The following is a 16851-nucleotide window of genomic DNA, read 5'->3' on the forward strand; positions in this document are numbered from 1 at the left end:
AATTCTTTATATAGCTTAAAAATAAAGTAGATTCCTATACGCTCTAATAAAGGTTATTTCTTCCTTCCAAATTTCGGGATATGATGGTCTCCAATTGCAACGTGAATGACTTTTGGCTCTGTATAAAACTCAAAAATCGCATAGTGACCACCTTCTCTCCCAATTCCACTATCTTTCGTGCCCCCAAATGGAATGCGGAGATCACGAACATTTTGAGCATTCACCCATAACATTCCTGCTTCAATCGATTGCGCTAGACGATGACCTCTCTTTATATCATTCGTCCAAACATAACCAGCAAGCCCGTATCTAACGTCATTTGCAATTGCAATCGCTTCTTCTTCCGTTTCAAATTCAATAACAGCCATAACTGGTCCAAAAATTTCTTCCTGGCAAACTCTCATTTCGTTTTTAGCATGCAGTAATAACGTTGGCGGTACAAAGTTTCCTGATTTCATCTCTTCAGGGACGATCCCTTGTACAACTTCGCATCCTTCTTCTTTTGCGATTTCAATGTACTCTTGCACTTTTTGAAAATGCTCTTTCTCAATTAAAGGTCCTAATTCTGTTGTCGGATCCATTGGGTCACCAATTGTAATATAGCCCACGCGTTCCTTTAGCTTTTCGATAAATTGTTCTTTTATATTTTTGTGAAGTAATAGCCGAGAATTTGCTGTACAACGTTCGCCATTAAATGAAAAAATCCCCCAAACAGCTGCATCTAATGCACGATCTAAGTCAGCATCATCGAAGACAATAAGAGGCGATTTTCCGCCGAGTTCCATCGATGTTTTCTTTAAAGTATCAGCAGCATTTTTCATAATAATAGAACCTGTCGTTGTTTCACCTGTAAATGATATCGCTTTCACATCTTTGTGTGAAACAAGGCTTGCACCAGCAGTTTCCCCGAAACCATGAACCACATTAAATACCCCTTTTGGCACTTCTGCTTTATCAATAATTTCCGCTAGTTTGTTAACTGTTAAAGGAGAAAGTTCCGCAGGCTTTAAGACAACTGTATTGCCAGTAGCTAATGCTGGAGCTACTTTCCATGTTTCTAGCATAAAAGGGGCATTCCATGGTGTGATTAACCCTACAACTCCTAATGAATTATAGATTGTATAATTGATAAACTCCTGGCCGACCGGATACGATTCCCCATGAAGTTTCGTTTGAACCATCCTTGCATAAAAGCGGAAATTCTCAGCTGCTCGGGATGTCATTTTTTTCGTTTGACTAATAGGAAGCCCTGTATCTAATGCTTCTAAATATGCAATTTCTTCTATTTCTTCATCAATTAAATCTGCGATGCGGTTTATATACTTCATTCGTTCTTCTACTTTCATCTTGCCCCAAGGCCCGATTTCAAACGCGTGTTTTGCTGCAGCAACTGCCAAATTTATATCTACAGCACTGCCTTCTGCTACTCTATTTATTATTTCATTCATAAATGGATTCATATTTTTAAATGTTAAACCTGATTGTGCAGATACAAATTCACCGTTAATATACAAATCAATGTTTTTCACTTCTCCATGCGCTTTGTATCTTTGAATATTAGTTGCTTCCGTCTGCATCCTTTTCCCCCTCTTTCCTGATGTCCCCTTTAAAACCATTCCAATTTTAAAGGGGACATGTTCTCATTCATTATCTAGATACAATACTTTCTGGCAGTTCTACGTACTGTTTTAGCACCTCACGAATTTCATCTTGTAATTCCTGCGTTGGAACATCCATTGGTAAGCGTAATACAGGTTTAATTTTCCCCATCATCCCGAGTGCTGCTTTTAGAGGGGCAGGGTTTGTGTCTTTAAATAGAACATCATTTAATGGCATTAACTCATAGTGAAGATGTAATGCTCTCTTTACGTCTCCTTCATTCCAAGCATCATATATTTCTGCGACTTGCTTCGGAGCAACGTTAGCGGTAGCACTAATGTGTCCAGCCCCACCAATTGCTAACATCGGATAACATAATAATTCGATACCAGAGAATAAAAGAAAATCTCTTCCGCAGTTTAATAGCACACGATTAATATGTTCAAAGTCTTTGTTAGACTCTTTTACACCAATAATATTTGGACAATCCTTATTTAATTTAGTGATCGTTTCAACTTGAAGATTTACAGCTGTTCTTCCCGGAATGTTGTAAATAATAATTGGAATATCAACAGAATCTGCAACAATTTTAAAATGTTTATAAAGCGCATGTTGCGATGGTTTATTGTAATAAGGAACAATAACAAGTGCTGCATCCGCACCAATTTCTTGCGCTTTCTTCGTTAAGTACAATGTTTCTTCATGATTAGTCGATCCTGTTCCCGGTACGAAAGGTACTCGTCCGTTAATTGCCTTTGCAGCAGCTTCCATTACTTGCACACGTTCCTCAATCTTTAATGAACTAGGTTCACCAGTTGTTCCTGTCACTGAAATACCGTGACTTCCACTTTTTATATGCCAGTTAATCAGATTTACTAATGTTTCAAAATCAATCGAACCATTCTCATCAAATGGTGTAATAATCGGGGCGATAGAACCTCTTAATTTTTTCTTCATTTCTTCAAATTTAGTCATTCTAGCGTCTCTCCTTTTCATTTTTCATACTATAAAACATGCAACAAAATCACCTTCAAAAAGTCTAACTTATCTGAAAATTCATTACAGTGTTACTCTATCATGTGATATCATAGATGAAAAACACTAAAAAGATTGGTGTTCTATACGAAAAAAATATACTTAGCTACTGGAGGAATGTAGTGTGGACATTAGACAACTTCGCTATTTCTTCACGATTGCACAAGAAGGACAAATTACACGTGCAGCAAAAAAGCTTCATATGGCACAACCACCATTAAGTCAGCAGCTGAAATTACTTGAGCAAGAACTTGGTGTTCTATTATTAGAAAGAAATGGTAGACAACTAGAACTCACGGAAGCTGGTAGTGTTTTATTCAAAAAAGCGCAGGAAATTTTATATCAATTTGATGAAACAATTTCAGAAGTGAAAGAAGTCGGAAACGGATTAAAGGGAACTCTATCAATCGGATCTGTCAAATCATGTTTCTCTTATATACCAGAAAGACTTCGCTTATTTCGTGAAAAGTACCCACTTGTAACATTTCGTTTATATGAAGGCGATTCATTTCGCCTTGCAGAATCGATTAAAAACAGAGAGATTGAGCTTGCCGTTGTACGACTCCCTGTAGAGATGGAAGAGTTCTCTTTTTTCCCCTTACCAACAGATAAGTTTGTAGTCGTCATACCTGATGAAAAAACAGATAAGCGAACAACGATTTCGATGAAAGAACTCGCCACTGCTCCCCTTATGCTATTACAACGCATAAAAGGATTTGGACTTTATGAAAAAGTGCTAGATGGCTTTAAGCAACATGGACTAAAACCAAATATCATTTGTGATTGCCCTGATGCAGCTATGCTCCTATCACTAGTTAAATCCGGCGTCGGATTTACACTCCTTCCAAAATCTACTCTAGTTGCACTCCCATTAAACGGTGTAAAAATAATAGATATAGAGGATTCTACTATTACATCGGACTCTGCTGTCATATGGTTAAAAAATCGTTCTCTTTCCAAAATCGCTATACACTTTCTAGAAACATTTCAAGATGGGAATAAGTGAAAAAAATAAAAAACCCTTTTTTGACAACCATCAAAAATAGGGTTTTCATTCTACTTTCTATTAAAATTGCTTACTTACCAAAACAATCATTACAATAACCCCAATAAGCATCACGGCTAAACATCCAATCAGCTTATAAAAACCTCTCTTTGTGAGCGTATTATCTTTCGTAATATCTTTACGAACAAATAAATACATTAATAATATTAAAATAATCGTTATACCAAACGCATAAAGAAATAGCATGTTTTCTCCTTTCTACTACTTAAAGCTTATTTTTCACTTAATATCTTTTGGACAAAACAACAAAAGAAAGAAATACTGTACTAATTGTTAACGAAGCTAAAATATTAAGTAACTCAGCAGCAGTCAATGTAATAATCTCCAAATTCAATCCAATTGAAAGAACAATAAAATATAATAATAACGCAAAGAAAGAATAAAACATCCCTTTTTGACGGATTAACTTCATCCTTTCATCTTTTTCTTTAAACTGCGGATGAAGATAACTTAAACAAAAACACATCACTGTCATTCCAGCTAATGTATACGTTGGAAATGGTGGTGGTGAATGTGTCATAATCCCTGACATCAGCATAAACCCACTCATCCCTAAAAAGAGAATCCCCATTATGAAAAAGTATTTCTGTGAATAATTCATTCTCTTTCTTCCCCCTTTATTTATTATTTTTCTTTCCCTTCATAAAGAAACACACTCTCAATAGTCGTCTTAAAGGTTTTCGCAATTTCAAATGCTAAAGGAAGCGATGGATCATATTTCCCCTTTTCAATTGAAATAATCGTTTGCCTAGAAACACCTAGTTTTTCAGCTAACTTTTCTTGAGACAGACCGAATTTTTTTCTGTATTCTACCATTTTATTTTCCAAGAAATTTTCTCCCTCCCTACACAGAGTATAAATGTAAAGGTAACTTTACGTCAAGTTTCCTTTACATAAAGTACAGATGATTTGAGTAAAACTTTTGCACTCTGCTCCGAATTTAGATTCCGTATCTACTGGAACAACTTCTTTATCACGACTATTTTTATAACCAAAGTGGGAAAGTATAACGAATGAATACAAATACAGTATTAGGTTCCTTACTTATTTCTGCCCAGCCCTCTTTGCTTTCACTTATCATAAGCAGAAAGTTGTCCGAACGCTTCTATACATGAGCTTCACCCTAAAAACAGTTTTACGTCTTTTTCAATTTGCACTAAAACATTTCGCTATATTAATTCTTCTCGAATTTTAAAAATTAATATAGCTATATGCACGTTATTTTTTTCAGATATACAGATTTTCTTCCTATTTGTATGAAATGAGCTACCGTTTTTAAGCTATTTTCTGCTATATTTGCAAAAACTAACGTTTTATAAGCCATTTTCAAATCCTAATCATCATTTATAAGCAAATTTTTCTTTTTTTCTTTCAATAATTAACACTACCGAAATAAAGTTTACGCTAAATTCATAATTTTTTATTTTTTATACTATATTTCGTTATATTGTTGTATAATATCCTTGAAAGCTCTTATTATTTTAATATACATAATTCAAAGGTTTTTTTGACGAAAAATTCTAACAATTACCTTTATATTTTCATCTGGATAATCTTGTCCAATGATTAATATACTTGATGGAATCACCTATTTTTTCCCTATTTTTAATTTATAACATGAAAGATTAACTTGGGTGATAAGTAATTGTGAATGTTTTTTTACAAAACGGATAAGTAATAACATTTGGTATTATGTAAATTATTGTAATAACATAAGAGTAAAGATAACATTTACAATCATTAACGGTTCATCAATTATGAAAAGAGTGAAATGCATCCTTTTCACACGAAAAAAGGAATATATGCATTGGGAGGTTTAAACAAATGACGAGGAAGAATACAGCGGCAAACCCTTGGGCCAAATTCCATGGTCCGAACCTTGGCTATGTTATTGAACAGTATGATCGTTACGTGACTAATGAAGGTTCTGTTGATCCGGAATTACAAGAGCTTTTCGAAATTTTTGGAGCTCCTACATTCCAAGATGATGTCGTAACGGGGGACAACAAAGAAACAAATTTTTCTCCTCAAAGTACAGGAAACATTGAAAAAATTCTTAAAGTGGTGCAAGTTGTAGAAAGCATTCGTTCATTCGGGCATCTATCTGCTCATATTAATCCGATGGAAGATCCTACCGATGGACAATCCCTTATTCATGAAGCAATGCGGGACTTAAGCGATGAAGATTTGAAAGCGATTCCAGCAAAAATAGTATGGTCAGATGCACCAAATGGTATTCACACAGCTCTTGATGTAATTAATAGATTAAAAGATGTTTATACACAATCTTTAGCCTATGAATTTTCTCATATACAAGATAGTGAAGAACGTGCGTGGTTGCATCAAATGGTGGAATCAAATTCCTTGCGTCAACCACTACCAAATAAAAAACGAACTGCTCTCTTAAAACGTTTAACAGCAGTTGAAGGTTTCGAGCAATTTTTGCATAAAACGTTTGTAGGTCAAAAACGTTTCTCTATAGAAGGCGTTGATATGCTTGTACCTGTACTTGATGAAATTATTTCAGAAGGTGCTAAAAATGGCGTAGATGACGTAATGATCGGTATGGCTCACCGCGGTCGCCTTAGCGTACTCGCTCATGTGTTAGAAAAACCATATAGTCATATGTTTGCTGAATTTAAACATGCAACAATTAAATCTGATAACCCTGAAGATTTAATTAATAAAAACACTGGTTGGACAGGTGACGTGAAATACCATCTAGGTAGAAAACAAGTTGTCGGTTCTGAAGAAGCTAGCACACGCGTTACATTAGCAAATAACCCGAGTCACCTTGAGTTTGTTAACCCAGTTGTTGAAGGTTATGCACGTGCTGCTCAAGAGAATCGTAAAAAAGCTGGTCATCCTGAACAAGATGTTTCGAAATCATTCGTAATTTTAGTTCATGGTGACGCTGCATTCCCTGGGCAAGGTATTGTATCAGAAACATTAAACTTAAGCAGACTGAATGCATACCAAACTGGTGGAACAATTCATATTATTGCAAACAACTCAGTTGGCTTTACAACAGATAGCTATGATTCTCGCTCTACAAAATATTCAAGCGATCTTGCAAAAGGTTTCGATATTCCAATCGTCCATGTGAATGCTGACGATCCAGAAGCTTGTCTTGCTGCTGCTGACCTTGCAATTCAATATCGTACACTGTTCAAAAAAGACTTCTTAATCGATTTAATCGGTTACCGTCGTTACGGTCATAACGAAATGGATGACCCAGCAGTTACACAACCACAAGTTTATAAAAAAATTAAAAACCATCCAACTGTAAGAGCGTTATATGCGAGCCAATTAGAAGCTGCTGGCGTTCTAAATGCAGATGAGGTTGAAACAATTACACAGTTTATGCAAGAAGAGTTAAAAGCTGAATATGCACAAGTACCACCAGCAGATACAAGTGATGCTGCAATTCACGTTAAAGTTCCAGACGTTGTCGCGAAAGGAATTCAGCCGATTGATACTGGTCTTCCACTTGAAACACTTCGCGCAATTAACGAAGGACTTTTAAGTTGGCCAGAAGGATTTAACGTATATCCGAAAGTGAAAAAGATTCTTGAGCGCCGTAAAGATGCTCTTGAAGAGAACGGTAAAATTGAATGGGCACTTGCTGAATCTTTAGCATTCGCTTCTATTTTACAAGAAGGTACGCCAATTCGTTTAACTGGTCAAGATTCACAGCGTGGTACGTTCGCACACCGTCATATCGTACTGCATGATACAGAAACAAACGAAACATATTCACCGTTGCACCGATTACCAAATATCAATGCATCTTTCTCAGTTCATAACAGTCCGTTATCTGAAGCTGCTGTTGTCGGTTATGAGTACGGCTATAACGTGTTCGCTCCAGAAACTTTAGTTATGTGGGAAGCGCAGTACGGTGACTTCTCAAATACTGCACAAGCATTATTTGATCAATATGTTTCAGCAGGAAGAGCAAAATGGGGTCAAAAATCAGGCCTAGTTCTTCTTCTGCCTCATGGTTATGAAGGTCAAGGGCCAGAGCACTCTAGTGCACGTCCAGAACGTTTCTTACAACTAGCTGCAGAAAATAACTGGACTGTTGCAAACTTAACAAGCGCGGCACAATACTTCCATATCTTGCGCCGTCAAGCATCTATTCTTGGTACAGAAGCTGTTCGTCCATTAGTTATTATGACGCCAAAGAGCTTATTACGTCACCCGCTTACAACTTCAACAGGTGACAAACTAAGTGAAGGACGCTTCCAACCTGCGTTAGAACAAGAAAACCTTGGTACAAAACCAACGAAAGTAAAACGTCTTGTTTTAACAACTGGTAAAATGGCTATTGACTTAGCAGCAGAAATTGAATCTGGTAAACATGAATACAATTTAGATGAGGTTCATATTGTTCGCATTGAGCAATTGTACCCATTCCCTGCTGAAAAAGTTCAATCTATTATAAAACGCTTTAAAAACTTAGAAGAAATCATTTGGGTACAAGAAGAGCCAAGAAATATGGGTGCATGGCATTACATGGCTCCAATTCTGTTTGAACTTGCTGGAGATAAAGTAAAAACAGGTTATATTGGACGCCCAGACCGCTCAAGCCCTTCTGGTGGCGATCCACATGCACACAAAGCGGAACAAGAATTGATCGTTGCACACGCATTAGATACAAAATATAACTTCCGTCAAGACAAACAAGAAATCGAAGTTTATAGTAACTAAAAACAATCCTGATTTACTCTAGCTCATTTGGGCAGAGTTCCTTACCGAATTAGTCGTAAAGAATTTCTGCCCAATCAAGCTGGAAAAGATGGAGATTACCGAAGAAAAAAGAAGAAAAACACACCGTTAGGCAAATAAGGGGAGGACATTTAAAATGATCGAAATTAAAGTACCTGAGCTTGCAGAATCTATTTCAGAAGGAACTATCTCACAATGGCTTATCAACGTAGGCGACAAAGTTGAGAAAGGTGGCAGCGTTGTTGAGCTTGAAACTGATAAAGTCAATGTAGAAATCATTGCAGAAGATTCAGGTATTGTATCAAAACTGCTAGGAGAGCCTGGAGATACAGTTGAAGTTGGCGATATCATCGCTATTTTAGATGCAAATGGCGCTGCAGTAAGTACACCTGCTCCAGCAGCAACAGAACAACCTAAACAAGAAACTACTGAAGCACCTAAAGCTGAGACTCCAAGTGCTGCACCAACTGCTTTACAAGGTCTTCCAAATACAGATCGCCCTATCGCATCACCTGCTGCTAGAAAAATGGCACGTGAATTAGGAATTGACTTAAATGACGTACGCAGCACAGATCCACTTGGCCGCGTGAGACCACACGATGTACAAGCACATGCTGCTGCACCAAAAGCAGAGCCTAAACAAGAAAAAACAAGTCCAAAACCAGCAGCAACAACTGAGTTCGAAAAACCAGTTGAGCGCGTAAAAATGTCCCGCCGCCGTCAAACAATTGCAAAACGTCTTGTAGAAGTTCAACAAACATCTGCAATGTTAACAACGTTTAACGAAGTTGATATGACTGCAATCATGGAATTACGTAAAGAGCGTAAAGATGCATTTGAGAAAAAACATGATGTTCGTCTTGGCTTTATGTCATTCTTCACAAAAGCAGTTGTTGCAGCGTTAAAACAATTCCCATTGTTAAATGCTGAAATTCAAGGTGACGAGCTTATCATTAAAAAATTCTATGATATCGGAATCGCTGTAGCAGCTCCAGATGGCTTAGTTGTTCCAGTTGTACGCGATGCAAACCAATTGAACTTTGCTGAGATTGAAAGTGAAATTCGTGAACTAGGTAAAAAAGCACGCGATAACAAACTTACATTAAAAGAACTACAAGGTGGTACATTTACAATTACAAACGGTGGTGTGTTTGGCTCCCTTATGTCAACACCAATCTTAAACAGCCCACAAGTAGGTATTCTTGGAATGCATAAAATTCAAGTAAGACCAGTTGCAATTGATGCAGAGCGTATGGAAAACCGTCCGATGATGTACATTGCTCTATCTTACGACCACCGCATCGTCGATGGTAAAGAAGCAGTTAGCTTCCTTGTTGCTGTTAAAGATATGCTTGAAGATCCAAAATCATTATTATTAGAAGGTTGATCAATCTTCTAAATCATACTGACTGCATGAAAGAATCGATTATTCGATCCTTTCATGCAGTCTTTTTCTTATAAAGTGAAACTTCCATCAGTGGGGGATGAAGAAANNTCAGTGGGGGTTTTCTTCATCCCCCACTGATGGTTAGTTGAACCAATCGGGCTTTTACGGACAGTTATCCCCCACCTATCTTCCTCGTTTCTCTCTGAATATTGAGGTGGGGGTCTTACTGTCCGTTAATGCGGGATACAAGCCCCTCTTCTACTCTCTAACTTTTATACCTATCCTAATTTACTGCGGAAAGTGCCTAGAAAGAATTCACCTTATCATAAGGGACAAATCAAAGTACATACACTGATAATGTGTGCCTAAAACGCACTTACTGGTAAAGGAGGAATAAAATGCAGAATCTGCGGACTTCCACAAGGTTAAAGATAAATAAGGATACATTTTTCATTCCCGATCCAAACGGGGGTGTCTACTTTAGAAACAACTCCAGTTCATTCCGTATGCAAGGAGATGGAATCTATCAATGGATTGAAAAATTAATACCTATGTTTAACGGGGAGCACTCGCTTGAAGAATTAACAAATGGCCTCCCTCTCCCCTATCAAAATAGGGTATTTGAAATTGGAGAAATTTTGCACCAAAACGGTTTTGTTCGAGATGTCAGCGAAGATGCTCCCCATCAATTAGAAAAAGCAGTACTTGAAAGGTATGCTTCACAAATCGAATTTTTAGATAATGTTTCTTCATCTAGCCACCTGCAATTTCAAATGTATCGACAAGCTAACGTTTTAGCAATCGGATCCGGTTCCTTTTTTACTTCATTAGTTTCTTCTTTACTCGAATCTGGATTACCTGAGTTCCATTGCCTGATTACAGATTCTTCAAGAGTAGATGAGGCGCGACTTGTTGAACTTGTACAAACAGCTCATGAGGCTGATCAAAATGTGCTTGTTCAAAAAGTAGATACAACAGTAGATTGGTCTTTGCGAGAAGTTTTCCAACCATTCGACTGGATTCTATATGTATCAGAAAATGGTAATATTGAAAAATTAAAAATGCTTCATGAGATTTGTAGAGAAGAAAAGAAAAACTTTCTTCCAGCTCTTTATTTACAGCAAGTAGGATTAGCGGGCCCTGTCGTTACTTCAGATTGTAACGTATGCTGGGAATCTGCTTGGCGACGCCTCCATGAATCAGCTCTGCAAAAAGATGATCTACTTGAGCCTTTTTCACCAATTACCGGAGCTATGTTAGCAAATGTCATTGTTTTTGAGTTGTTCAAACACATTACCGGCGTTACGACGCGAGAACAACAGAATCAATTCTTTTTACTAGATTCTGAAACGTTAGAAGGCGAATGGCATTCTTTCATTCAACATCCACTTATCACCTCTGACAGCTTGCACGTAGAAATCATTCAGAACCTTGACGAAGTACTCAGTCAACATACTGATCAACATCGTTCGAATGAACTATTTCACTTTTTCGATCAATTAACTTCAAATAAATCTGGAATCTTTCACATATGGGAAGAACAAGATCTAACACAATTACCGTTATCTCAATGCCGGATTCAAGTAACGAATCCTTTATCAAAAGGCCCCGCCGAACTCCTGCCTGATATCATTTGTGGAGGTTTGACTCATGATGAAGCTCGCCGAGAAGCTGGCTTAACTGGAATTGAGACATATGTATCGCAAATGGTTGAGCAAAATGAATGTATGGGCATTGGAGCTGGCGAAACCATGCTAGAAGGTATGTATCGCGGATTACAACATTATGTAACTAGTATATTGTGCGAGCGACAATTCAGCCAAACTGAAGAAATCTCTCCTTTGCAATTAACCGAATTAAACGATGCCCACTGCCAATTTTATTTACAGGCACTCGCAACAATCGATGAAACACCTGAATTCGGAATTGGTGAAGAAGTGTTAGGTTTCCCTGTCGTTTGGACCCGCGTGCATAATCAGTGGTATGGTAGTAGCGATTTAACGATAACGTTAGCACTAAGAAAATCATTACAGCACGCGCTAATGCACGCACAAAACCAACAACTTCCTCCTAACGCCTGTGTACGATCTGATTCATCTGTCTTCATGCACAACGCAGATTTATTTAGAGTTGAAATACAAAGCGAGGAAGAAGTTCCTCAATTAGAAACTTTACAATTTGCTTTACAAAACTTAACAGAAAATAATCTTCATCCTATCGTCTTTGATTTAGCCATCGAACCTTTTTTACAAGAAGAGCTTGGCAGCGTTGTTGGCGTGCTAATTAAGGAGGAGGAAAACTGATGGATACAAACATACTACTTATAGGAAACGGTCTACTCGCAGATTATGTAGATCAACAATTATCCACTTCCTATTCGGTTATTCGTCAACACACCCTTCAAGAAACAGTCCCTGAAAATATCCATCTTGCTCTCGTATTACACGACGGTTACCCTCCTTCTATTCATCATAAAGCAGAAGAAATATTTCAATTTGCTAATATCCCTTGGCTTAGAGGCTTTATTTCATTTGGTGAAGGTGTGATTGGCCCTTACGTTCAGCCCGATCAACCAGGCTGCTCCCACTGCGCTGATGCAAGGCGAATCATCGCTGGCTATGATCGAAAAGAAATGTGGGAGCTCCAGCGAACACTTTTAATGGAAAACGATCATCATGTAGAGAAGGATATATACGCAACCAAAAACGGACTTTTACAAATGAGCCATCTTATATGTGCAGAAACGGAGAAAATATTAACAAATCAGCATGCATCTTTACAAGAAGAAATACTTTTATGTAACATGCAAACATTTCAATGCTCACGCCATGTATTTCTTCCTGATCCTCTATGCCCGATGTGTAGTTCATTACCTGATGACACCGAAGAAGCTGCTCATATATCACTACAAACTTGCTTCAAAACGAGCCATGACAGCTACCGTTGTCGTTCCATAGACAATTTAAACACTTTTTTAACGAAAGACTATTTAGATTACCGAACCGGACTATTCAACAGAAAAATGCAAAATTCCCATTTACCATTCGCTGACGTCATTGTAAATATGCCCTTACTTATGGGCGATGAAGGGGTTGCAGGCCGAACACATTCCTATACCATTAGCGAAGCAACAGCGGTTTTAGAAGGGTTGGAACGATATTGCGGAATTGCTCCGCGCGGGAAACGGACAAAAATTCATGGTAGTTACCATGAATTAGAAGACAAAGCAATCAATCCTATTACATTCGGTGTACATACGAGTGAACATTATCAGCAACCTAACTTCCCTTTCAAACCATTTCATCCTGATGATCCGCAAGATTGGATATGGGGCTACTCTCTATTACAAAACCGGCCCCTTTTAATACCTGAATCAATTGCATACTACAGCTTAGGGCATAAAGACGGATTTATCTATGAAACTTCTAACGGCTGCGCTATCGGAGGAAGTTTAGAAGAAGCGATTTTTCATGGCATGTTAGAAGTAATAGAACGCGATGCCTTTTTACTAACTTGGTATGCTCAATTACCACTCTCTCGTCTTGATTTAGCTTCTGCGTGCGATACAGAATTACAGTTGATGATCGAACGAATGCGCACAGTTACAGGTTATGATTTACATGTTTTTGATGCAACAATGGAACATGGCATTCCGAGTGTGTGGGCAATTGCAAAAAATACAAAACAAACTGGCATGAACCTCATCTGTGCTGGCGGGGCTCATATGGAACCAGTGCGAGCTGTGAAAAATGCGATTCATGAGCTAGCTGGCATGTTACTTACAATGGACGATAAATTTGAAGAAAACCGGCAAAAATATGAACAATGTTTACATGATCCATATCTTGTCACACAAATGGAAGATCATAGTATGCTATACGGTTTACCAGAAGCAGAAGAGCGGCTTCAATTTCTATTAAACAATGACCGGCCTTTACAAACATTTGACCAAATAAATCATCTTCCCTCTCATCCTAGCGACTTAACTGTAGATCTTCAGCACCTTCTAGATCGTTTTTCTCACTTAGGACTTGATGTAATCGTTGTGGATCAAACCAACCCTGCTATTCGAAAAAATGGCTTACATTGTGTAAAAGTCTTCATTCCTGGCATGCTACCAATGACATTTGGCCACCACCTTACCCGCACTTCAGGATTACAAAGAGTACTGAATGTACCGATGGAACTTGGTTACAAAGCTCATCCACTCGCATTTGAAGATCTGAATCCGCATCCGCACCCATTTCCGTAATCCGCTTGTAAGGAGGGAATTTTATGGAGTTAGAAACATTTCTACACAATTTACATTTTTCTATCGATGAAATTATGCCTAAAAATGAGAATGTTAACTGGGAAGATGCACCGCTTCCTTATAAACTATATCGCGGTTTACCTATCGTCCCTCTTTCTCTTGATGTGCCATTAACATTCCGAAATCAAAATGTGCCTACTGAGCCCACTTTAGAAAAAATAGGTCATTTTCTTTGGTATACATGCGGACTGACTCAAATTTGCCAATCCTCTCTCCATTTCGGTCAAGAGAAAACACAGACTATATATCGGCGGTTTATTCCTTCAGGAGGGGCTTTGTATCCCAATGAATTGTATATATATTTAAGAATTGAAACGATCCCGCATGGCATCTACCATTATGACGTCGCGCATCATCGTTTAATCTTGCTTCGAGAAGGAAATTTTGACGCTTATTTGACGCAGGCGCTTGGGAACCGCTGTGATATATCCGCTTGTTTCGGCACTACTTTCGTATCAACTATGTTTTGGAAAAATTTCTTTAAATATAATAATTTTTCTTATCGCCTTCAAGGCTTAGATGCTGGCGTACTCATTGGTCAATTACTAGAGACTGCAAAACAATTTGGCTATACATCTGGTGTATATTTTCAATTTCTTGATCGGGCTATGAATCACTTACTCGGACTCTCTGAGCAAGAAGAAAGTGTATACGCGGTTATTCCGTTATCTAAGGAGCCTACGGCAGAATGGTTTTACCAAGAGGGTACTTTAGAAAGAAACATATCATCTCATGAACTATCCCAAGAACTCCCCCTCCTGCAACATGAACATTTTGTTCGTTCAAAACATGTTATGGAGTATCCGATGATAACACAAATGAACACAGCTTCTATGCTAGAATCAACAGATCAATTTCAAACTGTACGAGAAGAGATGGCGCCTTCACATCCTAAACAAACTTTCAAACTCCCTAATGTGCAGCGATTATCGTACGATTTTGCATCCGTCTGTCAAAAGCGCTATTCACCTGATTTAGACTTTGTCTTACAAAAAATAAATAAAACACAGCTCGCTACTTTACTTCAAGAAGCAAGCCTGTCCTTTCCTTATCAAAATGATTTAGACGGAAAACATATCAATCATAAAACACGCGTCTCACTCTGCGGATGCTTTTATAACGTAGAAGGTTTACCAAATGGTGCTTATTCTTATAACAGCATGGCTCATACATTAGAAAGTATTCAACCTGGGGATCTACGCCAGCCTTTACAATCCGGTATGACAATGGACAATGTTAACCTCTTTCAAGTACCACTCTGCTTACATGTAATGGGAAATAAAGATTATTCGAAAAATGATTTAGGTTATAGGGGATATCGCATTCAACAAATGGAAGCTGGAATGCTCGTACAAAAGCTCGTCTTAGCAGCATCAGCTATAAATATGGGAGGACATCCGCTCTTAGGTTTTGATGCAAGTTTATGTGACAAACTTTATGAAGTTGATACGACGCAAAAAACGGCTCTCATTCAAATTCCAGTTGGCCCTTATCGTCCTCGTACTTGGCTTAAAGGATATTTGCATAATTAAAAAGATCCGCCCTATGCGTCTAGCAAAGGGCGGATCTTTTTAAAGGAATATAAACTGTTTAAAGAGAATATACAAATCTAGGAAATTTTTATAAAGGGAGAGATACAGTTGAGCGTATTACAAAAATTAATCGAACAAGCTAAAAATCCTAGAGGTTCTATTGGATCATCGATGCTATGCATTATGAATAGAGCACATGCTAGATTAACAAATTGGGCCTTGCAAAAAATACATGTACGTAAAGATGCAGTCATATTAGATATTGGATGTGGCGGCGGTAAAACGATACATACCCTTTCCAAAATGACTCCTGCTGGTAAAATATATGGCATTGATTATTCAGAACAAGCAGTAGAAAATTCGATAAACTCCAATAGAAGTGATGTGAAGAATGGAAAAGTTATGATTCATAGAGCAAGTGTATCTTCTATTCCATTCGATGATAACTTTTTTGACCTCATTACAGCCTTTCAGACTCATTATTTTTGGCCAGATTTAAAAAATGATATAAAAGAAATTTTTCGAGTCTTAAAACCAAACAGCTCCTTTATGATTGTAGCTGAAATCTTTAAAATGAATTACCATATGCAACAATTTAAAACATCCGAAGAATTAGTAGCTCTTTTTAGCGAAACTGGATTTCAACATGTACAATGTTACGAAGAAAAAGGATGCCTTTGTATAGTAGGAAGAAAAAAATAGAAAAAGCAGACCTTATAAGGCCTGCTTTTTTATAATTAAATTACTTTAAAGATACTCTTAATCTGCCTTGCAAATAACCAATTCTTTGCTCCGCAATTATCATTTAAACTATCTAGCATAATAGACTTTCCATTAGAGAATTTCAAATCTAATGTTGTATTTTTATCATTTGTTTTTAAGTTTATATCTGTAATGTTCTCATACTTTAATTTTTCAACTTGAATATATTCTTCTTGCGCCTGACCGATGACAACATGGTCTTGGAAAAAGAAGAACACTTCCGCTTTCTTTCCAAAACAAAATACATGTTTCGGATAAATTAAAGTAGCGTTATCAATTGCAACACATAATTCCTTTACCTCTTGGACTATTTCTCCAAAGTCCTCTTCATTCCTTGCGTTTGACTCTGCAATCCACTCTTCTACTGTTCTCATATTTATTGCCATTTCTTATCCTCCAGCATCATTCATTACTTGTTCATATGTACTTA

The 16851-nt window shown here is 37.5% G+C and carries 13 protein-coding genes; 7 read left to right on the forward strand and 6 right to left on the reverse strand.

Annotation, left to right across the window (positions count from 1 at the left end; genetic code table 11):
* Positions 1-53: 53 nt before the first annotated feature.
* Positions 54-1577 carry a 5-carboxymethyl-2-hydroxymuconate semialdehyde dehydrogenase gene (hpaE, locus tag CN373_RS11450; protein ID WP_098359385.1) on the reverse strand — a complete coding sequence of 508 codons (1524 nt, stop codon included), beginning with the start codon at positions 1575-1577 and terminating at the stop codon, positions 54-56.
* Positions 1578-1647: 70 nt separating this feature from the next.
* Positions 1648-2574, reverse strand: coding sequence for a 2,4-dihydroxyhept-2-ene-1,7-dioic acid aldolase (hpaI, locus tag CN373_RS11455; RefSeq protein ID WP_000159933.1), 927 nt, complete (start codon positions 2572-2574; stop codon positions 1648-1650).
* A gap of 184 nt (positions 2575-2758) precedes the next feature.
* Between hpaI and CN373_RS11460 the strand changes: the two genes are divergently transcribed.
* Positions 2759-3640, forward strand: coding sequence for a LysR family transcriptional regulator (locus CN373_RS11460; protein ID WP_000354832.1), 882 nt, complete (start codon positions 2759-2761; stop codon positions 3638-3640).
* Positions 3641-3700: 60 nt separating this feature from the next.
* Here the strand turns inward: CN373_RS11460 and CN373_RS11465 are convergent, their stop codons facing one another.
* From CN373_RS11465 to CN373_RS11475, 3 genes are read right to left on the reverse strand one after another with little or no spacing between them, the layout of a single operon-like run.
* Positions 3701-3886: a DUF3976 domain-containing protein gene (locus tag CN373_RS11465; RefSeq protein WP_098359386.1), complete on the reverse strand. Its 186-nt coding sequence runs from the start codon at positions 3884-3886 to the stop codon at positions 3701-3703.
* Between the two features lie 37 nt (positions 3887-3923).
* Positions 3924-4301: a hypothetical protein gene (locus tag CN373_RS11470; RefSeq protein ID WP_001109887.1), complete on the reverse strand. Its 378-nt coding sequence runs from the start codon at positions 4299-4301 to the stop codon at positions 3924-3926.
* A 23-nt stretch (positions 4302-4324) separates the two neighbouring features.
* Positions 4325-4528, reverse strand: a complete 204-nt coding sequence (locus CN373_RS11475) for a helix-turn-helix transcriptional regulator (RefSeq protein WP_000428502.1) — start codon at positions 4526-4528, stop codon at positions 4325-4327.
* 996 nt (positions 4529-5524) lie between these two features.
* Here CN373_RS11475 and CN373_RS11480 point away from each other — a divergent pair.
* The 6 genes from CN373_RS11480 (at position 5525) to CN373_RS11505 (ending at position 16361) form a co-directional block, all read left to right on the forward strand.
* Positions 5525-8410 carry a 2-oxoglutarate dehydrogenase E1 component gene (locus CN373_RS11480; protein ID WP_098359387.1) on the forward strand — a complete coding sequence of 962 codons (2886 nt, stop codon included), beginning with the start codon at positions 5525-5527 and terminating at the stop codon, positions 8408-8410.
* 154 nt (positions 8411-8564) lie between these two features.
* The gene (odhB, locus tag CN373_RS11485; RefSeq protein ID WP_000569889.1) at positions 8565-9815 is read left to right on the forward strand and encodes a 2-oxoglutarate dehydrogenase complex dihydrolipoyllysine-residue succinyltransferase; all 1251 of its coding nucleotides are present in this window, start codon (positions 8565-8567) and stop codon (positions 9813-9815) included.
* Positions 9816-10213: 398 nt separating this feature from the next.
* Complete coding sequence (locus CN373_RS11490; protein ID WP_098359388.1) at positions 10214-12118, forward strand: putative thiazole-containing bacteriocin maturation protein; 1905 nt, start codon at positions 10214-10216, stop codon at positions 12116-12118.
* Positions 12118-14067 (forward strand): TOMM precursor leader peptide-binding protein, encoded by a 1950-nt coding sequence (locus CN373_RS11495; RefSeq protein WP_098359389.1) that lies wholly within the window; start codon positions 12118-12120, stop codon positions 14065-14067. The genes CN373_RS11490 and CN373_RS11495 overlap by 1 nt, the downstream gene beginning before the upstream one ends.
* A gap of 23 nt (positions 14068-14090) precedes the next feature.
* Positions 14091-15659 (forward strand): SagB family peptide dehydrogenase, encoded by a 1569-nt coding sequence (locus CN373_RS11500; RefSeq protein ID WP_098359390.1) that lies wholly within the window; start codon positions 14091-14093, stop codon positions 15657-15659.
* A 108-nt stretch (positions 15660-15767) separates the two neighbouring features.
* Entirely contained in the window at positions 15768-16361 is a 594-nt protein-coding gene (locus CN373_RS11505) for a class I SAM-dependent methyltransferase (protein ID WP_098359391.1), read from the forward strand.
* A gap of 35 nt (positions 16362-16396) precedes the next feature.
* On the opposite strand, the gene CN373_RS11510 is transcribed toward CN373_RS11505, so the two are convergent.
* Positions 16397-16807 (reverse strand): DUF3908 family protein, encoded by a 411-nt coding sequence (locus CN373_RS11510; protein ID WP_000996811.1) that lies wholly within the window; start codon positions 16805-16807, stop codon positions 16397-16399.
* Positions 16808-16851: the final 44 nt, after the last annotated feature.

The sequence above is a fragment of the Bacillus cereus genome (assembly GCF_002561295.1).
Lineage (GTDB): Bacteria > Bacillota > Bacilli > Bacillales > Bacillaceae_G > Bacillus_A > Bacillus_A cereus_S.